Annotated in this window: 18 protein-coding genes; 12 read left to right on the forward strand and 6 right to left on the reverse strand. The window is 57.9% G+C overall.

All coding sequences use genetic code 11. The annotated features are described in order from the left end of the window. Window position 1 precedes the first annotated feature (1 nt). Window positions 2-1,072, forward strand: coding sequence for an acyl-CoA dehydrogenase family protein (locus tag PG871_RS07745; protein ID WP_270727980.1), 1,071 nt, complete (start codon window positions 2-4; stop codon window positions 1,070-1,072). A gap of 61 nt (window positions 1,073-1,133) precedes the next feature. On the opposite strand, the gene PG871_RS07750 is transcribed toward PG871_RS07745, so the two are convergent. From PG871_RS07750 to PG871_RS07765, 4 genes are all read right to left on the reverse strand, one after another. Next, window positions 1,134-1,589 (reverse strand): YHS domain-containing (seleno)protein, encoded by a 456-nt coding sequence (locus tag PG871_RS07750; RefSeq protein ID WP_270727982.1) that lies wholly within the window; start codon window positions 1,587-1,589, stop codon window positions 1,134-1,136. A gap of 87 nt (window positions 1,590-1,676) precedes the next feature. Further along, window positions 1,677-2,435: a hypothetical protein gene (locus tag PG871_RS07755; protein ID WP_270727984.1), complete on the reverse strand. Its 759-nt coding sequence runs from the start codon at window positions 2,433-2,435 to the stop codon at window positions 1,677-1,679. A 109-nt stretch (window positions 2,436-2,544) separates the two neighbouring features. Then, window positions 2,545-3,747 carry an acetyl-CoA C-acyltransferase gene (locus PG871_RS07760; RefSeq protein WP_270727989.1) on the reverse strand — a complete coding sequence of 401 codons (1,203 nt, stop codon included), beginning with the start codon at window positions 3,745-3,747 and terminating at the stop codon, window positions 2,545-2,547. Window positions 3,748-3,838: 91 nt separating this feature from the next. After that, window positions 3,839-4,321 carry a MaoC family dehydratase gene (locus PG871_RS07765; RefSeq protein ID WP_270727991.1) on the reverse strand — a complete coding sequence of 161 codons (483 nt, stop codon included), beginning with the start codon at window positions 4,319-4,321 and terminating at the stop codon, window positions 3,839-3,841. A gap of 294 nt (window positions 4,322-4,615) precedes the next feature. On the opposite strand from PG871_RS07765, the gene PG871_RS07770 reads away from it, so the two are divergent. From PG871_RS07770 to uvrC, 8 genes are all read left to right on the forward strand, one after another. Further along, complete coding sequence (locus PG871_RS07770; protein WP_270727994.1) at window positions 4,616-5,476, forward strand: crotonase/enoyl-CoA hydratase family protein; 861 nt, start codon at window positions 4,616-4,618, stop codon at window positions 5,474-5,476. Between the two features lie 90 nt (window positions 5,477-5,566). Next, a complete protein-coding gene (locus PG871_RS07775) occupies window positions 5,567-6,085 on the forward strand; it encodes a CoxG family protein (protein ID WP_270727996.1) in 519 nt (172 codons plus the stop codon). A 188-nt stretch (window positions 6,086-6,273) separates the two neighbouring features. Beyond that, on the forward strand, window positions 6,274-7,203 hold the full coding sequence (locus tag PG871_RS07780) for an ABC transporter ATP-binding protein (protein ID WP_270727998.1): 930 nt from the start codon (window positions 6,274-6,276) through the stop codon (window positions 7,201-7,203). Then, the gene (locus PG871_RS07785; protein WP_270728000.1) at window positions 7,200-7,961 is read left to right on the forward strand and encodes an ABC transporter permease; all 762 of its coding nucleotides are present in this window, start codon (window positions 7,200-7,202) and stop codon (window positions 7,959-7,961) included. The genes PG871_RS07780 and PG871_RS07785 overlap by 4 nt, the downstream gene beginning before the upstream one ends. 100 nt (window positions 7,962-8,061) lie before the next feature. Then, a complete protein-coding gene (locus tag PG871_RS07790) occupies window positions 8,062-8,859 on the forward strand; it encodes a S49 family peptidase (protein WP_270728007.1) in 798 nt (265 codons plus the stop codon). Window positions 8,860-9,032: 173 nt separating this feature from the next. Then, window positions 9,033-9,989 carry a calcium/sodium antiporter gene (locus PG871_RS07795; protein WP_270728009.1) on the forward strand — a complete coding sequence of 319 codons (957 nt, stop codon included), beginning with the start codon at window positions 9,033-9,035 and terminating at the stop codon, window positions 9,987-9,989. A 22-nt stretch (window positions 9,990-10,011) separates the two neighbouring features. Beyond that, window positions 10,012-10,791 carry an SDR family oxidoreductase gene (locus PG871_RS07800; protein ID WP_270728011.1) on the forward strand — a complete coding sequence of 260 codons (780 nt, stop codon included), beginning with the start codon at window positions 10,012-10,014 and terminating at the stop codon, window positions 10,789-10,791. Between the two features lie 366 nt (window positions 10,792-11,157). After that, window positions 11,158-13,032 (forward strand): excinuclease ABC subunit UvrC, encoded by a 1,875-nt coding sequence (gene uvrC / locus PG871_RS07805; RefSeq protein WP_270728014.1) that lies wholly within the window; start codon window positions 11,158-11,160, stop codon window positions 13,030-13,032. 10 nt (window positions 13,033-13,042) lie between these two features. Here uvrC and PG871_RS07810 read toward each other — a convergent pair whose 3' ends face one another. After that, window positions 13,043-13,957, reverse strand: coding sequence for a tyrosine recombinase XerC (locus PG871_RS07810; RefSeq protein WP_443020472.1), 915 nt, complete (start codon window positions 13,955-13,957; stop codon window positions 13,043-13,045). Then, window positions 13,954-14,664 (reverse strand): DUF484 family protein, encoded by a 711-nt coding sequence (locus PG871_RS07815; protein WP_054004036.1) that lies wholly within the window; start codon window positions 14,662-14,664, stop codon window positions 13,954-13,956. The genes PG871_RS07810 and PG871_RS07815 overlap by 4 nt, the downstream gene beginning before the upstream one ends. A 189-nt stretch (window positions 14,665-14,853) precedes the next feature. Between PG871_RS07815 and PG871_RS07820 the strand changes: the two genes are divergently transcribed. The 3 genes from PG871_RS07820 (at window position 14,854) to PG871_RS07830 (ending at window position 19,822) form a co-directional block, all read left to right on the forward strand. Further along, window positions 14,854-17,061, forward strand: a complete 2,208-nt coding sequence (locus tag PG871_RS07820; RefSeq protein WP_270728746.1) for a primosomal protein N' — start codon at window positions 14,854-14,856, stop codon at window positions 17,059-17,061. A 157-nt stretch (window positions 17,062-17,218) separates the two neighbouring features. Then, a complete protein-coding gene (locus PG871_RS07825) occupies window positions 17,219-18,451 on the forward strand; it encodes an MFS transporter (protein WP_270728017.1) in 1,233 nt (410 codons plus the stop codon). Between the two features lie 3 nt (window positions 18,452-18,454). Next, a complete protein-coding gene (locus PG871_RS07830) occupies window positions 18,455-19,822 on the forward strand; it encodes an MATE family efflux transporter (RefSeq protein WP_270728019.1) in 1,368 nt (455 codons plus the stop codon). The last annotated feature ends 26 nt before the right edge of the window (window positions 19,823-19,848 follow it).

Consider the following 19,848-nt stretch of genomic DNA (forward strand, 5'->3'; position numbering starts at 1 on the left):
GATGGATTTCAATCTGACTGAAGACCGTCAAATGCTGGCGGACACATTAAACCGGTTCCTTGGAGAGCAATATCCCGTCGAGCACCGCATAAAGGTCGCTTATGACGCGCCATACCACGATCCCGCGAAGTGGGATCAGCTGGTTGAGCTGGGCGCGCTTTATGCTCTGGCGTCTGAGGAAGCGGGTGGAATGGGCGGTACGGGATTTGATATTTCCGTGGTGTTCGAAGCGCTTGGGAAAACACTGACACCTGAACCGTTCCTTGGTGCGCTGATGGCCTCGCGGCTTTTGGCGGCGGCAGGCGGGGATCAGGACGCGTTGCTGACTGGGGCAACCAAATACGCCGTGGGCATTACCGAAATCGACGCGCCGTATGAGTTGGACCAGATTGCCACGCAAGCCACGGCCAAAGGCGACGGGTTCACCCTGTCGGGTCGCAAGTCGACCGTTTATGGTGGCCAGATCGCGGATGTGATCCTTATCGCCGCAAAACATGACGACGGTTTGGGCGTTTTTGCAGTCAATGCGGCGGATGCCAATGTGACAGGGTATGGCTTGATGGATGGCGGCGGCGCGGCGGAGATCCTGATGGATGATGCGCCAGCGACTTTGGTGTTGGCCGATGCTGAAGCCGCGTTGAACGACGCAGTCAACGCGGGCATTGTGGCGCTATGTGCTGAAGCTGTGGGGGCGATGGAAGTCACCCATGCCACGACTGTTGAATACTTCAAACAGCGCAAACAGTTTGGTGTGCCGATTGGCAAGTTTCAGGTTCTGCAACACCGTGCGGTGGACATGCTGACCGAGATCGAACAGGCGCGCTCGATTGTGATCAAGGCAGCGGCCGAGTTGGGCGGGGATGACGCATCCAAATACGCCTCGATGGCCAAGAACCTGATTGGCCGTGCGGCACGTTTGATTGCCGAAGAAAGCATCCAGATGCACGGCGGGATCGCGATGACGTGGGAATACTCCGTCAGTCATTATGCCAAACGCCTGATCATGCTGGACGCGCAGCTGGGGGATACTGATTATCACCTGTCGCAGGTGATGAAAGGCTATGCGGCGTAAGTTGAATTTTTGAGTTAGTTTAGGGCGCGCCTCCGATGGGGGCGCGCCCTTTTTGATTGCCTTAGCCCAGAATGCCGGGCCAGTTTGCCAAGCCTTTTTCGATGTTGCCGGGGATGTCTTCGCGCCAGAGTTCTTGAGCGCGGAGCGAGAAGTTCAAGTAGAGTTTGTTTTCGTGGATGGTCCACGCCTCAGGCACTGTCGGAGCTAGGGAACCTTTGGACGCCGCATAGGCGCAATAGCCACCGAAAACGGGGGCGAATGCCTCTGGGTTTTCGAGGAATTTGGCTGCGTTTCGTGCTGTGGCAAAATGCCAGTTCGCGCCATTCCATTCGACAACATTGGCGCCGGAACCTTCGACGGGTTTGCCTTCGGTGAAATAGGCAACGGGGTCATATCCATTGATCGCAGTGGGGTTCTGGAAAACCTCGGGTTCAGCGGCTAGTGCCACATTCGATGTCAGCGCATAGGCGATGGGGGCGGTTGCAAAAAGGCCAAGAGCGGCGCGGCGTGTGATCATTTTCAGTCCTCCTGTTTGAGAAGACTATAAGACGCGATTGTCGCCTGTTGCACCCACCTGACCAGAGTGTGATCGAGGCGTGAGGCGTCAACAGATGGGCACCAAGGCGGAGGGCAAGTGGGTGACGATGCCAGAGGTAATCTTGGCCTCGTTCAAGGTGATATCAATGAGTGCCAAAAACAAGGACCCGATGAGGACAGCGTAGCCATAGCCCCAATAGTCTTGGAAAAGGATGGCGTAAAACCAGTCGGTACCGAACACGTAAATGGACGCGCTGGCAACAAGCGCGATGCTGAGCAATACAAGGGGATAAACCAACATTGGCCCCTTGCCGTTGCGGACAAACGTTGCCGAAAAGATGGCGAAAAATGCAGCCAAGTTGGTGCCAAGAAAGATCGACACGTCCCGCAACAGAGCGTTGGTTAGACTGTCGTATTTTCCTTTGATGGCTCCTTCTAGTCGCTCGCGGACGGCATCGAACTTTGCGCTCCTTTCTTGCATATAGGTTTGCAAGCCAGTGGCGATTTTGACCTCGGATTCATCTGCGTTGTCACATGCACAGAGTCCTGCGACTTGCTGAGCAACAAACAAATGCACGCCTTCGGAAAGCCCGATTGATATCGCGTCGCTGCGGGTTTTGTAGCGTTGTGAAAGTTTGGACAAACCTTCGGTGAGAGGCCTGTCGGTCAAATCAGGGAAACGCTCGGCGATGTCTTTTTGAATTTGTGCCTTGGTAAAGCCGAGGGCAGACTTTTTGATCAAGTCGGGCTGGCTGAGCACCATGGTCAGAAGCGCGGCCATAAAAAGCGCACCGAGGGCTGAGAACATTCTGAACTTCAGGATCATTGGTGGCGGTCCCACGGCTAATAACCCGCATAGGTTGTCAGCGCCGTTCGGAAACGTCAACAAAAAAGGCGGCGCAAATGCACCGCCTTATGGAAATAGTTTCAGTGGCTTACAGGACTTCGAAGAGACCCGCTGCGCCCATGCCGCCGCCGACGCACATGGTGCAGACGACGTATTTGGCGCCGCGGCGTTTGCCCTCGATCAGCGCGTGGCCGACCATGCGCGCGCCGGACATGCCGTAGGGGTGGCCCACCGAGATCGCGCCGCCGTTGACGTTCAGGATCTCGTTAGGGATGCCCAGAACGCGGGCCGATTGCAGCACCTGACAGGCGAAGGCCTCGTTCAGCTCCCACAGGCCGATGTCGTCCATTTTCAGGCCGTGAGCCTCAAGCAATTTTGGCACGGCATAGATCGGACCAACGCCCATTTCATCAGGTTCCAGACCTGCAGCCATCACGCCAACATAGCGACCGAGAGGCTCAAGTCCTTGTTTTTCAGCCATTTTTGCTTCCATGATCACGGAAGCGGAGGCGCCGTCAGACAGTTGACTGGCGTTGCCGGCGGTGATGAACTGGCCTTCTTTGACCTGCTGGCCGCCCTTGAACACAGGGTTCAGGCCTTGCAGGTTCTCCAGTGTCGTGGAGGCGCGGTTGCCTTCGTCTTTGGCCAGAGTGACCTCCTTGAAGGAGATCTCTTTGGTTTCGCGGTCCATCACGCCCATAGTCGACGTCAGCGGCACAATTTCGTCGTCAAACTTGCCGGCGTCTTGGGCGGCGGCGGTGCGCTGCTGAGACTGAAGCGCGTAGGCGTCCTGATCTTCGCGGGTTACGCCGTACCGTGCCGCGACGATTTCAGCGGTTTCCAGCATCGACATATAGAGCTCGGGTTTATGTTCCTTGATCCAAGGATCCCCCGCGCGGTCCATGCGCATTTTTTCGTTTTGAACCAAAGAGATAGATTCAACGCCGCCACCGATGGCCACGTCCATGCCGTCGTGCACAACCTGTTTGGCAGCCGTCGCAATCGCCATCATGCCCGAGGCACATTGACGGTCGAGCGACATGCCGGCCACGGTCACAGGCAGGCCCGCGCGGATGGCGGCTTGACGCGCGATATTGCCGCCGGATGCGCCCTGTTGCAGGGCGGCGCCGATGACGCAGTCTTGAACCTCGTGGCCTTCAAGTCCAGCGCGGGAGACGGCGTTTTTGACGGCGTGACCGATCAGTTCCTGAGGTTGAGTGTTGTTAAAAGCACCGCGGTAAGCTTTGCCGATCGGCGTGCGGGCGGTGGAGACGATAAGGGCGTCGCGCATCTAAATAGTCCTGTTTTTCACGTTCTGTATGACGGTGGTATCACGTCGGTATCGCGTCGGTGGCGATGCGTCCCGTTTGGGACGCAACGTCCTAGCCGGCTTTCTTGAGAGGTTCTTCGGCGTTTTCAAAACGCAGGTTCTTCCACTGGGCGATCAGCGCGGGTTTGTCTTCGCCGCGGATTTCCACGGTGACGTTCCATTGCATCTCGATCACGCCGGGTTGTGGCTCGGCATATTTTGCCAAGGTGAAGCGGCCGCGGATTTCGGCACCTGCCCGAACAGGGGCCACGAAGCGGACCTTGTCAAAGCCATAGTTGACGCCGGTGGATTCTGCTTCGGTTCGCGGAACTGCGTCTGCGATCATTTGCGACAGCAGTGACAGCGTTAGGAAGCCGTGCGCGATGGTGCCACCAAACTGGCTGTCCTTCGCGGCCTCCGGGTCCGTATGAATATACTGGCTGTCGCCGGTGGCCTTGGCGAAGGCGTCGATCATGGCCTGATCGATTTTGACCCATTTTGACAAGCCGTATTCGCAGCCAACACCGTCTTTAAGCTTAAGAATTCTCGAAATCATCTTATGTCCTCCCACCATGGCTTTCGCCAATAATTCCGCTATGCGGAAAGTTGTTCCGCGTCTTGAGGGTAGGAAACCGGATTCGCAGGGCTGTGTCAACTTGCGGAACGTTATTCCGCATAGCGGAATATTGTGGCGCCGATTAAGAAAACAAAGGATTTGGCGGATGTGTGGAGAGTGGCGCTTATCAAGACGTTACGTAAGCTGCATTTACGTCATCCCGAAGGACGTGACGCCGCGCTCTGCTTGTCAGCAGGCGCCGGGCGGGCTGAGGTGGGGCAGGGAGGATAGACTATGAGCCATGTGGCATATGAAAAAGACGGGCGGATCGCGCGGATAACGCTGAACCGACCCGAAGTGATGAACGCGATTTCCATGCGCATGCCAGCCGATCTGGCGGCAGCGGTTGCGGAGGCGGAACAAGACCCCGAGGTGCACGTCATGATTTTGGCAGGCGCGGGGGATGCGTTCTGTGCGGGCTATGATCTGACCGAGTTTGCGCAAACCGAAGGACCAAATCCCGGCGTGCAGGAGATGCCGTGGGATCCGATGCAGGACTATCGGTTTATGTGGCAGAACACGCAGGATTTTATGTCGTTGTTTCGGGCAATGAAACCCGTCGTAAGTAAGATCCACGGTTTTGCCGTTGCGGGCGGCAGCGATATCGCACTGTGCGCGGATATGACGATTATGGCTGAGGACGCGTTGATCGGATACATGCCCGCGCGGGTTTGGGGCTGTCCGACTACCATGATGTGGGTGGCACGCTTGGGACCGGAAAAGGCCAAACGCATGTTGTTGACGGGTGACAAAATAACGGGACGGGAGGCCGCCGAAATGGGGCTGGTACTAAAAGCCGTGCCCGCGAGCGAACTGGATGATGAGGTCGAAGCCCTGGCGGGGCGCATGGCGTCGGTGCCGATCAACCAGTTGGCGATGCAGAAGATGGTGGTCAATCAGGCGATGGAGATGGCGGGCTTGCAGCAAACGCAGCGATTGGCGACGGTGTTTGACGGGATCACGCGGCATTCGCCAGAAGGGATGAGTTTCAAAGCGCGTTCTGAGGAAATGGGGTGGAAGCACGCGGTTCGAGAGCGAGATGAAGGCACTTATGATTGGACGCGAAACGAGCCGTTGCCACGTCGCAATCGGTGAAGTCTACGACGTTGGTACGCTTGCGGCTCTGGTTTTGGCTGCATAGGGTGCGCGAAAGACCACGATGGCTCAAGTCCGGAGGATCAGCCCATGCATATGAGTGACGAACGTGAGATTGCCGCCCCGGTGGCAGAGGTTTGGGCGGCGCTGCTGAGCGCGGACACGTTGATGGCCTGTGTTCCCGGTGCCAAAGAGGTGACCGGCAATGCCGAGGACGGGTTCGAGGCCACTGTGGTTCAAAAGGTCGGCCCAGTTAAGGCGACGTTCAAGGGCAACGTAGTTCTGTCCAATCTGGTCGAAGGGGAGAGCCTGACGCTAACGGGAGAAGGCAAAGGCGGCGCGGCCGGTTTTGCCAAGGGCGGCGCGGATGTGAAGCTGGCGGCCACTGAGGTCGGTACCCTGTTGTCCTATGAAGTTGACGCCAAAGTAGGTGGCAAGTTGGCGCAGCTGGGCAGCCGGTTGATTGACGGCTTTGCCAAAAAGATGGCCGATCAGTTTTTCACCAATTTTCAAGAAAACTTGGAAGGCCCAGCGGAAGCTTCGGAACCTGGGGAAGCGCCCGAAGGGGGCGAGAAAAAAGGTCTGCTGAAACGCCTCACCGGCGGGTAGGGCGCAATTAGGACAGACAAGAACATAATCGGATCAATGCCGGCCCCGCCTTTCAAAGCGGGGCCGGTTTGTTTTTGGATGCGGATGCACAGATGACTCTGCATTGGCGCACAAAGTCTGCGTTAGGTTTTGCTCTTGGACTCAGAATTCTGCCTGATAGGCTGCGCCGGTGAGAAAGAGGGGGAGCCATGACAGCGATTGTGGACATTCGAGACCTGCGCAAAGTGTACGATGGCGGGTTCGAGGCGCTTAAAGGTGTGACTTTGAGCATCCGGGAGGGCGAGATTCTGGCCTTGCTTGGGCCGAATGGCGCGGGGAAAACCACCCTGATCTCAACGATTTGCGGCATAACCAACCCCAGTTCGGGCGAGGTCACTGTGGGCGGGTTTGACGTTGTCGAACACTATCGCGGTGCGCGGTCCTTGATCGGGTTGGTGCCGCAGGAAATGAGCCTTGAGCCGTTCACCAAGGTCAGGGATGCGGTGTCTTATTCACGGGGTTTGTTTGGTAAGCCGCGCGATGATGCGGCGATTGATAAAATCCTGAAACAGCTGTCGTTGTGGGACAAACGCAATGCGCGCGTTGTCGAGCTTTCGGGCGGTATGAAGCGGCGTGTTCTGATCGCCAAAGCATTGAGCCATGAGCCGAAAGTGCTGTTTCTCGATGAACCGACGGCAGGCGTGGACGTGGAGTTGCGCAAGGATATGTGGGACGTGGTGGCTGACCTGAAGGCGCAGGGCGTGACCATCATTCTGACGACGCACTACATCGAGGAAGCCGAGGCGATTGCGGATCGGGTTGGTGTGATCAACGGCGGGCAGTTGTTGCTGGTCGAAGAGAAAGATGAGCTGATGCGACGGTTGGGACAAAAGACGTTGCAGATCGAATTGCAGGAGCCGACGCAGGCCATTCCGGACGCGCTGGCGGGGTATGATCTTGAACTGGTCAGTGGCGGGCAGGCGTTGCGCTATACCTATGACACGCGCGGTGAAAGCACCGGCATCACCCGCCTGCTGGGCGATCTGTCGGCAGCGGGCTTGCAGATGCGGGATCTGCTCACGGAGCAATCAAGTTTGGAAGATATTTTTGTCGGTCTGGTCAAGGAGGGCGCGGCATGAACTGGGCAGCAGTTTCAGCTATGTATGTCTCTGAGATGACGCGGTTTTTCCGCACCATCGCGCAGAGTTTCATTTCGCCGGTGATTTCGACGTCGCTGTATTTTGTGGTCTTTGGTGCGGCCATTGGCAGCCGGATTGATCAGGTTGAAGGCGTGAGCTACGGCGCATTTATCGTGCCGGGTTTGATCATGTTGTCGGTGATGACGCAGGCGATTTCGAATGCGTCCTTTGGCATCTATTTCCCGAAGTTTATCGGCACAATTTACGAGCTGCTTTCAGCACCGGTCAACTTTCTGGAGGTGGTTCTGGGCTTTGTCGGGGCCGCGGCCACCAAAGCCCTGTTCATTGGGGTGGTGATTTTGGGCACAGCGTCACTGTTTGTGGATATACAAATCCAACACCCGATGGCGATGGTGCTGTTTTTGCTGCTGACGTGCCTGAGTTTCGCGCTGTTTGGGTTTATCATCGGTATTTGGGCGCAGAACTTTGAACAGCTGCAGCTGATCCCTTTGTTGGTGATCACGCCTTTGGTGTTTCTAGGTGGGTCGTTTTATTCGATCTCGATGCTGCCGCCGATCTGGCAGAAAATCACGCTGTTTAATCCGGTGGTCTATCTGATCTCGGGCTTTCGCTGGAGCTTTTTCGGCACGGCTGATGTGCCGGTTGGCTTGAGTTTGCTGGCGATTGCGGGGTTCACCGCCCTGTGCATGGGTGCGATTTGGTGGATCTTCCGCACCGGTTGGCGCATTCGCAGTTGACCGACACGGATCAGTAAAAGACTTGGCAAATGGGCAACGCCTGCGCTTTCCTGCTGGCGTTGTCTTGTTTAACCCTTAGGCGCGCTCTACATCCGAACATATGAAACGTTGGATACCTTTTCTGAAATCTGAACCGACTGTTGCAGTGGTGCGCCTGAATGGTGTTATCGCCAGCGGCGCGCGCGGTCAGCTCAACGATCAGGCGCTGGGCCCGATTCTTGAGAAAGCCTTTCGTCGTGGCAAGCCGGCAGCGGTGGCGCTGGAAATCAACTCGCCCGGTGGCAGCCCTGTGCAAAGCGCGCTGATTGGTGCGCGTATTCGCCGGCTTGCGGAAGAAAAAGAGGTTCCGGTTCTGGCGTTTGTCGAGGATGTAGCCGCGTCCGGCGGGTATTGGCTGGCGGCGGCAGCGGATGAGATATTTGCGGACCCCAATTCGGTTGTGGGATCGATCGGGGTTATTTCTGCGGGCTTTGGCGCGCATGTTTTCCTGTCGCGACAGGGGATTGAACGGCGGGTGCATACGGCGGGCGGTAGCAAGTCAATGCTGGACCCGTTCCGTCCCGAAAAAGAAGAGGACGTCGCACGGCTGAAGCGGCTATTGGGCCAGATTCATGGCAATTTCATTGACCATGTGCAAAGCCGCAGGGGCGACAAACTCGACAAGAGCGAAGATCTGTTTACCGGCGAAATCTGGGCTGGTTCGGATGCGGTTGATTTGGGGCTGATCGATGGGATCGGTCATATGATGCCGGTGTTGAAAGAGCGGTTCGGAAACAAAGTGAAGCTGCGTCGCTATGGAGTGCGGAAATCGGTTTTCCAACGGTTTGGTGCAACACTTGCGCAGGATGCGCTTTCGGGTATCGAGGAGCGTGCAGAATACGCGCGCTTTGGGTTGTAGGCGTGATCTCCAAGATTGTCCTTTTGTTTCTGGCTGGCATGGCCGTGCTGGCGATGTTCGGCAAGTTGCGCTATCCGGGGCAGGCACGATTGAACGCGGCTAAGTGCAAGAATTGCGGACGTTTTAAGATCGGCAAAGGCCCGTGCGGCTGCCGAAAAGGCAAAGGGTAACGCATGGAGTGGCTGTACATCTCGCTCGGACTTGTGATCCTACTTTTGGCGGGTGACGCACTTGTACGAGGGGCAGTGAACCTGTCTTTGCGGATCGGCATTCCGGCGCTGATAGTGTCGTTGACGATTGTCGCGTTTGGCACGTCGGCACCTGAGCTTTTGATTTCTTTGCAGGCGGCGCTAAAGAACGCGCCGGGCATTGCGCTTGGCAATGTCGTGGGCTCCAACATCGCCAACGTTTTGCTGGTGCTGGGTGTGCCAGCGGCGATGACTGCCTTGCACACATCTGGCAGTGACACGCGCCGCAGCTTTGCGTTTATGATCTTTGCGACGCTTTTGTTCATTGGACTGGCAGCTTGCGGAGTCTTTACCTTCTGGTCCGGTGTGATCCTGTTGATTGCCTTGGCGGTGATGCTCGGGGACGCGATGCGCAGTGCGTATAACCACCGCAAAGAGGTCGCGGCGGCCTGCGCGGTTGAAGACGATGAGGACGTCGAGGGCGCGGACCCGGATATGCCCTGGTGGCGCATTATTGTCTTTTTGCTGCTTGGTCTGATCGGTTTGCCATTGGGCGCGGACCTAATGGTGGACAACGCCGAAATCATCGCGCGGCGCTATGGTGTGAGTGACACGGTTATTGGTTTGACGCTGGTGGCGCTGGGCACGTCCTTGCCTGAGTTGGCCACAACGGTAATGGCGGCCCTGCGCCGCCAAGCGGATGTGGCATTGGGCAACGTGATCGGGTCCAACATGTTCAATCTGCTTGCGATCATCGGGATCACCTCGATTGTACATCCGATTTCGGTGGATCCGAGTTTCCTGAAGTTTGACATGTGGGTGATGTTGGCGGCATCGCTAATGCTGATCCCGTTTGTGTTTATGAAGCGTGACATCACCCGTGTTTGGGGTGTCACCTTTACCGCACTTTACGTGTTGTTCGTTTTGATTACGCTGAACTGACCCAGCGGAGGCAGGAGGCGACATGACACGCGCATTGGTGACCGGAGCAGGCAAACGACTTGGCCGCGCGATGGCGTTGTATCTGGCGGACCGCGGGTTTGATGTGGCCGTGCATTTCTCCAGTTCAGAAGGGGCCGCGGAGGACACCGCGGCGGATATTCGTGCAAAGGGACAGAAGGCGGCCACGGTACAGGCTGATCTTTTGGTGGAAAGTGAGATGCAGACGCTTTTGCCCCGCGCGAGCGCAGCGTTGGGCGGGCCAATCACCTGTCTGGTGAACAACGCGTCGATCTTTGAGTATGACACAGTGCAAACCGCGTCTCGTACAAGCTGGGACCGCCATATGGAAAGCAACCTGCGCGCGCCTTATGTGTTGACACAGGCGATGGCGGCGCAGGGGCTGGTCCCTGTGCAGGACGCGGCCGGTGAGCCGACTGCTGCGGCACTGGTGGTCAATATGCTGGACCAGCGGGTGCGCAAGCTGACGCCGGAATTTTCAACTTACACATTGGCCAAAATGGGGCTTTGGGCGTTGACCCAAACGGCGGCGCAGGGGCTGGCGCCCGCAATCCGGGTGAATGCAATTGGACCGGGGCCGACCTTGCAAGGCGTGCGGCAGTCTGAGGCGCAGTTCAAGGCGCAACGGCAGAGCACGGTTTTGGGACGCGGTGTTGATCCAAAAGACATCTGCGCAGCGCTTGGTTACCTGTTGGAGGCTGCGACGGTCACAGGGCAACTGATCTGTGTCGACGGCGGGCAGCACCTTGGCTGGCAAACACCGGATGTGATGGGGCCAGAGTGAAGCGAGGGCAGTTTTCTGCCAGTGGAAGGAAGACGCAATGTGGACCTTGAACCGCTGTGCAGATGCAGCAAAACCTGTACGTGCGCTGCAAGTTTTGCACCCGTTAAGAAACTGTTAGGAAACTGTTACCTTTTTTGCAATGTTTTCAGATGTTTGGATGGTAAGTAAAAAAATATCACGTATTAACAATGGGTTACAATCTTGCCTATTTTTTAGGCATTTCGTTGAAATGGGCCGAAAACAAAGAAAAAATCAAGATGCGGGAAAGTTATCTCCAAACTTATCCACAGGTTCGGTGGATTTGTTTTCTCTTGAAACTAAATCCCGAAGATTGCAGCCGCCCTCAAAGAATCATATTCCAAGGACATGAGTGAGCAGACCCCCAAAGAGACCAACACCCCGACAGGCTATGCCCGCATTCAGGGCTATTTGAAAACGTTGGACGGCTCGCCGGGCGTCTATCGGATGCTGGATGCGGAAAGCCGTGTTCTTTATGTTGGCAAAGCGCGCAATCTGCGGGCGCGGGTGAGCAATTATTCCAGACCGGGAAATCACACTGGTCGGATCGCGCGGATGATTTCGGAAACCGCGTCGATGATGTTTCTTACGACAAAGACGGAGACCGAGGCGCTGCTTTTGGAGCAGAACCTGATCAAGCAGCTTAAGCCGAAGTACAACGTGCTGCTGCGGGACGACAAAAGCTTTCCCAATATTCTGGTGAGTGGCGCGCATGACTTTGCCCAGATCAAAAAACATCGCGGCGCCAAAAAGGAAAAGGGCAGCTATTATGGCCCCTTCGCCAATGCGGGGGCGGTGAACAGAACGCTGAACCAGTTGCAGAAGGTTTTCTTGCTGCGAAACTGTTCGGACTCGATGTTTGAGAGCCGCACGCGACCGTGCCTATTGTATCAGATCAAGCGCTGTTCAGCGCCTTGTGTCGGCAAGATCAGCATCGAGGATTATGCAACCAGCGTGCATGACGCGGAGCGGTTTTTGTCGGGGCGGTCCACGCAGATCCAAGAGGCCTTGGCCGAGCAGATGCAAGACGCATCAGAGGCGATGGAGTTCGAGCGGGCGGCGGCATTGCGGGATCGAATTCGGGCGCTGACGGCGGTTCAAGCCACGCAGGGGATCAATCCGCGCGGGGTGGCCGAAGCCGATGTGATCGCGCTTCATCTGGAGAATGGGCAGGCCTGTGTGCAGGTGTTTTTCATTCGCGCCAACCAGAACTGGGGCAACCACGATTATTATCCGCGTGTGGGTGCAGATGTGGACGCCGCCGAAGTTCTGGAAGCCTTTGTCGGGCAGTTTTACGACACCAAGGAACCGCCACGGCAATTGATTCTGAGCCATCCGATCGAGAACGCGGACCTGATGGCAGAAGCTTTGAGCGGCAAGCTGGGGCGGAAGGTGGAAATTCTGGTGCCGAAGCGGGGTGAGAAAGCCGAGTTGGTCAGTGGGGCCGCGCGCAATGCCCGCGAAAGCCTTGCGCGGAAAATGAGCGAGACAGCAACGCAAGCGAAGTTGCTGCGTGGCGTGGCAGAGGCGTTTGATCTCGACAGCCCGCCGCAGCGCATCGAAGTGTACGACAACAGCCACATTCAGGGGACCAATGCGGTGGGCGGCATGATTGTCGCTGGCCCCGAGGGGTTCATGAAAAACAGCTATCGCAAGTTTAACATCAAAGGCGAAAGCCTGACGCCTGGCGATGACTTTGGCATGATGAAAGAGGTGCTTGAGCGGCGGTTCAAGCGGCTTCTTAAGGAAGACCCGGATCGGGACAAAGGCATGTGGCCGGACTTGCTGTTGATCGACGGTGGTGCAGGGCAGGTGAGTGCTGTGCATGAGATCATGGCAGAGTTTGGCGTGGAGGACATCCCGATGGTCGGCGTGGCCAAGGGGGTGGACCGAGACCACGGCAAAGAGGAATTCCACCGGATCGGTAAGAGCGTAATGGCGCTTCGGCGCAACGATCCGGTTTTGTATTTTGTTCAGCGCCTTCGGGACGAAGCGCACAGGTTTGCGATTGGCACACACCGGGCCAAGCGGGCGAAGGCCATCGGGGCAACGCCGTTGGATGATGTGCCTGGCGTGGGCGCGACCCGCAAGCGGGCGTTGTTGGCGCATTTCGGCAGCGCCAAGGCGGTGAGCCGGGCTAATTTGGCGGATTTAAAGGCGGTGGACGGGGTGTCTGATGCGCTGGCGGAAACGATCTATGACTATTTTCACGAGGGCGGTTGAGGTCGCTGGCTTAGGCCTTGGGATGCGCTTTGTTGTAAACATCCATCAGGCGGGCGGTGTCGACCTGCGTATAAGCTTGAGTTGTTGACAGAGACGCGTGGCCAAGAAGCTCTTGAATGGCGCGCAGATCACCACCAGCCGCCAAAAGATGTGTCGCAAAGCTGTGGCGCATGGCGTGCGGTGTCGCTGTGGCGGGCAGGCCAAGTTGCATGCGCGTTTGCTGCATCGCCTTTTGCACGGCACGGGGGCCGAGGGCCGCGCCGCGCACACCGCGAAACAGTGCCATTTCTGCGGTGATTTCAACCGGACAGAGGCGTACGTAGGCATCAACCGCATCACGGGCTGCATCGATCACCGGCACCACGCGCTCTTTGCCGCCCTTGCCAATAATACGCAGAGAAGCAGGTAAGGGCACGTCGGCGCCGGTCAATCCAAGCGCTTCGGATATGCGCAAGCCGCAGCCATAGAGCAGGGTGATCACTGCGGTGTCACGCGCGCCCACCCAATCACTTTGGGATTGCAGCTCGACCGTGTCGATCACTGCTTTGGCTGCGTCTTCGGCCAGCGGACGCGGCAATTTGGCCTGAAACTTGGGTGCGCGGGTGGACAGAACGGCGGTTGGGTCGAACCCTTCGCGGTCCGCCAGCCAGCGATAGAAGCTTTTGACGGCAGACAGTTTGCGCGCCAGCGAGCGCGCAGAAAGTCCATCGGCGCGTTCGGATGCCATCCAGCTGCGCATGTCCGGAACACCGATCTGTGTCAGCGGGCCAAGGCCTTGTTGCGCGCCTTTGTGCAACGTCATGAACGTTAAGTAGTCGATGAGATCGCGTTGATAGGCAGTCAGAGTGTTTTCCGACGCGCCCGCCAGCGCGGCCCGATGGGTCAGGAATGTGGCAAGTGCATCGCGGGCAGCGGGGCTGATCACGACAACCAGCGACGCATGGCCCGTTCAAACACACCGGCAAAGAACGCCAGCAGATCCGCGCCTTGTTGTGGCGTGAACTGATGCGGGTCCTCGGCACCCATCACGAGCATGCCGGGCAGGCGGCCCTCGCCGAGGTCAAGCCGCAGGCAAGCTTCGGACCGGATCCAGTCGGCGTCTTCACCATAGACAGCTTCGGCGCCGGTTTGCAGTTGGCGCAGGGTAATCTGGCGCGCGGGCATAGAGCGCCCGCCAGTCAGGTAGCCGTCAATAAAGCCGGGTTCCGCCACTGAGAGCACATCGCCCAAGCTTTGGATATTGGCATCCGTGGTGGTGTCCTGTTCGGTTTCCAGCACCAAACGCACGGAGTCGACGCGCAGAATATCGGCAACTTCGCTGCCAAGTTCGCGTAGGAAACTTTCGAAATCTACGGGATCAAGCATGCGCAGAATGGCGCGGTGCACCTGATTGGTGCCGGCCAGATTGTCATAAGCGGCCGCAATCACGCTGCGGTGGGTGTCTTCTAGACGGTCCAGCCGCGCCTCAAGCCGCTCCATGGCGATGCCACGCAGATCGACAATGTTGCCGCCCATGGTTTTTTCATTCGCGGCAATCAGCGCGCGCATGAGATCTCGGTCTTCGAGAATCACATCGGGTTGCGAAATGATTTTATCACGCAGGGTGTCGTCAATCTGTGGAGTGCTGCTCATGTCGGTGCCATTTTAGGTCGTTGGCCGCACTTTAGCAGAGCCGCGCCGCGAATGCCGCAACTTTTTTGGCCTCGGTTAATCGGCTTGGCGGAGGATCGCTGTCTTGCGTTTGCGGTCCAGATCGCCATGCTTGAAATTCCGCTGGGAATGACGTTTCTGGCGGTTGAAATCAAACCGGATCGAACAGCGATGTCAGAGCCCGACGCGGGACCAGAATTCTATGAACAAGGCGCGCTGGTGGCGGTTCTGACCACGCAGCCGTTGGATCGTTTTTTGGACTATAAAGCGCCGGAAGGCGGCTGTTTTCTCGGCGCATTTGTCGAGGTTCCGCTAGGTCCGCGCCGCGTGTTGGGCGTGGTCTGGGGACCAGGGAAGGGCGATTTTGACATTTCACGCATTCGGGCGGTGCAGCGTGTGTTGGATGTGGCGCCGATGGGCGCGGATATGCGGCTGTTTCTTGAACGCGCGGCGCAATACACGCTGACGCCGCTGCATGCGATGTTGCGGTTGGCGACCCGCGCGCCCGGGCTGAGCGGCCCGCCTTCGATGCGTAAGATCTACCGGTTGGGTGAAGGGGAGCCTGAACGCCAGACCGATGCGCGACGGCGGGTTTTGGAAACGCTGCGCGATTATGGCGGCCTGAGTTTCACGATGGGTGAGCTGGCAGAGATGGCCGGTGTCACCAATTCGGTGGTGAAGGGGCTGGTCAAGCAAGGCGTTGTCCGCGAGGAGGACGCGCCGCGCGATGTGCCTTTCATGCGGCTTGATCCGGACTATGGCGGCAAGGCGCTGACCGAAGCGCAGGCAGAAGGCGCCGAGGCGCTGCGCGTTGGGGTGCAGTCCGGCACGTATGGCACAACTTTACTGCGGGGCGTCACGGGGTCGGGCAAGACCGAAGTTTATCTTGAGGCGGTTGCAGAATGTCTGCGCAAAGGACGGCAAGCGCTGGTGTTGTTGCCTGAAATTGCCCTGACCTCTGAGTTTCTGACCCGTGTAGAAGCGCGGTTCGGAGCCAAGCCTGCCGAATGGCATTCCGGTGTCACGATCACCGAGCGGCGGCGGGCCTGGAAGATGGTCGGACAGGGCGGGGCGCAGATGGTGATCGGGGCGCGGTCTGCACTTTTCTTGCCATATCGCGATCTGGGGCTGATCGTTGTCGATGAGGAACACGACACGTCTTACAAACAGGAAGACGGCGTTCTTTATAACGCCCGCGATATGGCTGTCTTGCGGGCCTCCATGGCCTCAGCACGCGTGGTGCTGGCCTCGGCAACGCCAAGTCTTGAAAGCTGGACTAATGCCGAGGCGGGCAAATACGAAAAGCTGGAACTGACGTCGCGCTATGGCGCGGCGGTGTTGCCGGAAATGCGCGCGATTGACATGCGCGTTGAGGATTTGCCGCGGGACCGGTGGATTTCGCCAACGCTCAAACGGGCCGTGGACAAGCGGATCGCGGCCGGTGAGCAGGCGCTTTTGTTCATCAACCGGCGTGGCTATGCGCCAGTAACGATCTGTCGTGCTTGTGGTCATCAGGTTGCTTGTGATCATTGTGATGCGCGCATGGTGGAGCATCGGTTCCTCAAGCGGTTGGTTTGCCACCAATGCGGCGAAACCAAACCTATGCCGGATGCCTGCCCAAGCTGCGAGGTCGAAGGTAAGTTGGCCCCAGTGGGACCCGGGGTTGAACGATTGGCCGAAGAAGCCGAAAAGCTTTGGCCAGACGCGCGCCAAGCGGTGTTGTCATCGGACCTATTTGGCTCAGCACGTGCCCTGAAAGAAGGCATTGAAACCATTGCCAATGGCGGTGCAGATATCATCATCGGAACGCAGTTGGTGGCCAAAGGCCACAATTTCCCGTTGCTCACGTTGGTGGGGGTGATCGACGCTGACCTCGGTCTGCAGGGCTCTGACCTGCGCGCCGCCGAACGCACATTCCAGTTGATGCGTCAGGTCGCAGGCCGTGCAGGCCGGTCTGAAAAACCCGGCCAGGCCTTGTTGCAAACCTATCAGCCGGAGCATCCGGTGATCCGCTCAACGCTGGCGGGGGATGAGCTTGGGTTCTGGCGTGCCGAGGCTGATGAGCGCCGCATTGCGGGTGTGCCGCCGTTTGGGCGCATGGCTGGGATCATCCTGTCCGGCGAAGACGTCACGCAAGTGTTTGATTTGGGCAACGCTCTGGCGCGCAACGCTGGCATACTGCGCGCTATAGGGGCAGAGGTTTACGGCCCCGCCCCGGCCCCGATTGCGCGTGTGCGTGGCCGTCACCGCGTGCGCCTTTTGGTCAAAGCCGACAAAGGCGCGCCCTTGCAGGCAGCCCTTGCGAAATGGGTTGGACAATTCAAACTCAAAGGCGATCTGCGTCTTGCGGTGGATATAGATCCGCAGAGTTTTTACTGACCTTCCTCTTGCCTCAAATACCCCAGAGCGCGAGGCAACGCCTCGCACCAAACTGACATGTGCGCCAAGGGCGCGCGGCGTGATCGTGCGTCTGCCTCACAGGCTCTGTGCAAAAATGGCTCTCGCCAAGTCCGTGCCACAGGCGTACACGCGTCTTATGTTTGAAAAGATCTCCCTTGATGATGCGCAAAACCTACCGGTCTGGCGTCGGCCGATTGCGCTGTTGGTGTTGATGGCGATTGGCATGCCGGTTGCGTTTAACGTCTGGTCTGCCTTGCTCAATAATTTTGTGATTGAGGTCGCAGGATTTGACGGCGCTGACATTGGCCTTTTGCACACGGTTCGCGAAATTCCCGGGTTTCTTGCGGTTCTCGTGATCTATCTGCTGTTTTTGTTCCGCGAACAGACCCTTGGGCTTGTTTCTTTGCTGCTGCTTGGCGTGGCCACGGCGGTGACCGCCTATTTCCCGTCGATGGCGGGCATTTTGATGATCACCATGCTCAGCTCGATTGGCTTCCACTATTATGAAACCGTGAACCAGTCGCTACAGTTGCAATGGCTCGACAAAAAGACAGCACCCAAGACGTTGGGCTATTTGCTTGCGGTTGGCTCGGCGGCGACGCTGGTCGCTTATGGCCTGATTGTTCTCAGCTGGAAGCGGTTCGATCTGAGCTATGAGGTGGTCTATATGGTGGGCGGCGGTGTCACTGCGGTGATCGCGCTTTACTGTATGTTCGCCTTCCCGCAGTTTGAGAGCCGCACTCCGCAGGCGCGCAAGATGGTGCTCAAGAAGCGCTATTGGCTATATTACGCCATGCAGTTCATGGCCGGCGCGCGCCGCCAGATTTTTGTGGTCTTCGCGGGCTTCATGATGGTCGAACGGTTTGGCTTTGATGTGCACGAAATCACCGCTCTCTATCTGATCAATCTGGTGGCCAACATGGCGTTGGCGCCGCTGTTTGGACACGCGGTGTCGCGGTTCGGGGAACGGCGCACGCTGATTTTTGAATACGCGGGTCTGGTGATCGTGTTCCTCGCCTACGGCGGCATCTATTTCTTTGGCTGGGGGCTGGTGCTGGCCTGCGTGCTATATGTGATCGACCACATGCTGTTCGCGCTGGCCTTGGCGCTCAAGACCTATTTCCAAAAGATTGCGGACCCTGAAGACATCGCGCCCACGGCGGCCGTTGCATTTACAATCAACCATATCGCGGCGGTGTTCCTGCCGGTTTTGTTGGGCCTTTTGTGGCTGGTGTCGCCGGGTGCAGTTTTTGCCTTGGCAGCGGTTATGGCGGGAATCTCACTGTTCCTCGCGACGTTGATCCCACGCCACCCGGAAAAGGGAAATGAGACCCGACTGGTGCGCTATTCGCCAACACCCGCGGAATAGCGGATGCAGGCGCGGGGCAGATTTCTGGACGGCTCCACCATGGGGCATGTGGTGCGCATGACGCTCACGGGTGCTGCGGGCATTACATTTGTTTTTCTGGTTGATCTGGCAAATCTGTTCTGGCTGTCCCAATTCGGCGACCCCAAGATGGTCGCCGCCATGGGGTTTGCGTTTGCGATCCAGTTCTTTTCGGTTTCAAGCGGCATCGGGTTGATGATTGCCACCACGGCGCTGGTGTCGCGGCGCATAGGCATGGGGGAACGATCCCGCGCGCGCGAAGACGCAACAGCGTCGATGCTGATCACAGTCGGATTTCAGGCGCTGGCGGGGGCTTTGATCGTCGCCTTTCGCTATCCGTTGCTGGAATTGGTCGGGGCCGAGGGCGAGACGTTGCAATATGCCGCGCGGTATTTGTTGATCACCATCCCGTCGCTGTCGGTCATGGCCGTTGGCCTTGTGGGCACAGCTGTGTTGCGGGCCGAGGGTGACGGGAAGCGGGCCATGTTTGTCACGCTCACGTCTGGCACGATCTCGATGGCGGTGGATCCCTTTCTGATCCTGTACCTTGGTTGGGGTATTGACGGTGCGGCATGGGCCTTGGTGCTGTCGCGCGTGGTGCTGGCGATCATGGCGCTGCGGTTTGCGATTGGCACACACAACCTTTTGGCGCGGCCCGCGCTTTGGGCTGTGCGGAGATTGGCCGGTCCGTTTTTTGCCGTGGCCTTGCCTGCGATGTTGACGCAACTGGCCGCGCCTTTTGGCAACTACCTTCTGACCGGCGTGATTGCCGGATTTGGCGACAGCGCCGTTGCGGGCTGGGCGGTGATGAACCGGCTGACGGTTGTGGCCTTTGGCGGCATCTTTTCGCTGTCCGGTGCAATTGGTGGTATCTTTGGACAGAACTATGGCGCCAAGCAATATGACCGCTTGCGCAGCACCTTTCGCGACGCGTTGGTGTTTTCCATGGGATATACGCTTGTGGCATGGATCCTTTTGGCGAGCACGGCGGGATTTGTGATTGAGGGCTTCGGGTTGGATGGCAAAGGCGGCGAGGTCTATCGTGCGTTTGCCTATGTCGGGGCTGGGGGCTTTCTGCTGGTTGGCGCGCTGTTTGTGTCAAACGCAACATTTAACAATCTTGGCAAACCTGGCCGGTCCACTGTGATCAACTGGTTGCGCGACGGGGTTTTGATCCTGCCGGCGGCGATGCTGGGCGCGGCGTGGTATGCGGCGCCCGGGGTTGTCTATGGCCAGACCGTAGTAGGTGTCGTCGTCGGTGTGTTGGCGGCGCTATGGAGCGGGCTGTTTTTGCGCAGTTTCGGCGAAGGCATCGAGGCCAGCGAACTTGACGCTGCATCTGAGAGCGCCTAAGCGCAGCGCAGCGACATTTGGAGAGC

Source organism: Shimia sp. Alg240-R146, from assembly GCF_947331465.1.
Lineage (GTDB): Bacteria > Pseudomonadota > Alphaproteobacteria > Rhodobacterales > Rhodobacteraceae > Shimia.

Excerpts from the sequence above, each read along its gene's own strand:
- PG871_RS07790 (WP_270728007.1), top strand. The coding sequence starts at position 8,062 with ATGAAACGTTGGATACCTTTTCTGAAATCTGAACCGACTGTTGCAGTG.
- PG871_RS07820 (WP_270728746.1), top strand. The coding sequence starts at position 14,854 with ATGTCAGAGCCCGACGCGGGACCAGAATTCTATGAACAAGGCGCGCTG.
- PG871_RS07800 (WP_270728011.1), top strand. The coding sequence starts at position 10,012 with ATGACACGCGCATTGGTGACCGGAGCAGGCAAACGACTTGGCCGCGCG.
- PG871_RS07795 (WP_270728009.1), top strand. The coding sequence starts at position 9,033 with ATGGAGTGGCTGTACATCTCGCTCGGACTTGTGATCCTACTTTTGGCG.
- uvrC (WP_270728014.1), top strand. The coding sequence starts at position 11,158 with ATGAGTGAGCAGACCCCCAAAGAGACCAACACCCCGACAGGCTATGCC.
- PG871_RS07815 (WP_054004036.1), bottom strand. The coding sequence starts at position 14,664 with ATGAGCAGCACTCCACAGATTGACGACACCCTGCGTGATAAAATCATT.
- PG871_RS07785 (WP_270728000.1), top strand. The coding sequence starts at position 7,200 with ATGAACTGGGCAGCAGTTTCAGCTATGTATGTCTCTGAGATGACGCGG.
- PG871_RS07780 (WP_270727998.1), top strand. The coding sequence starts at position 6,274 with ATGACAGCGATTGTGGACATTCGAGACCTGCGCAAAGTGTACGATGGC.
- PG871_RS07825 (WP_270728017.1), top strand. The coding sequence starts at position 17,219 with ATGTTTGAAAAGATCTCCCTTGATGATGCGCAAAACCTACCGGTCTGG.
- PG871_RS07775 (WP_270727996.1), top strand. The coding sequence starts at position 5,567 with ATGCATATGAGTGACGAACGTGAGATTGCCGCCCCGGTGGCAGAGGTT.
- PG871_RS07830 (WP_270728019.1), top strand. The coding sequence starts at position 18,455 with ATGCAGGCGCGGGGCAGATTTCTGGACGGCTCCACCATGGGGCATGTG.
- PG871_RS07745 (WP_270727980.1), top strand. The coding sequence starts at position 2 with ATGGATTTCAATCTGACTGAAGACCGTCAAATGCTGGCGGACACATTA.
- PG871_RS07765 (WP_270727991.1), bottom strand. The coding sequence starts at position 4,321 with ATGATTTCGAGAATTCTTAAGCTTAAAGACGGTGTTGGCTGCGAATAC.
- PG871_RS07760 (WP_270727989.1), bottom strand. The coding sequence starts at position 3,747 with ATGCGCGACGCCCTTATCGTCTCCACCGCCCGCACGCCGATCGGCAAA.
- PG871_RS07755 (WP_270727984.1), bottom strand. The coding sequence starts at position 2,435 with ATGATCCTGAAGTTCAGAATGTTCTCAGCCCTCGGTGCGCTTTTTATG.
- PG871_RS07750 (WP_270727982.1), bottom strand. The coding sequence starts at position 1,589 with ATGATCACACGCCGCGCCGCTCTTGGCCTTTTTGCAACCGCCCCCATC.
- PG871_RS07770 (WP_270727994.1), top strand. The coding sequence starts at position 4,616 with ATGAGCCATGTGGCATATGAAAAAGACGGGCGGATCGCGCGGATAACG.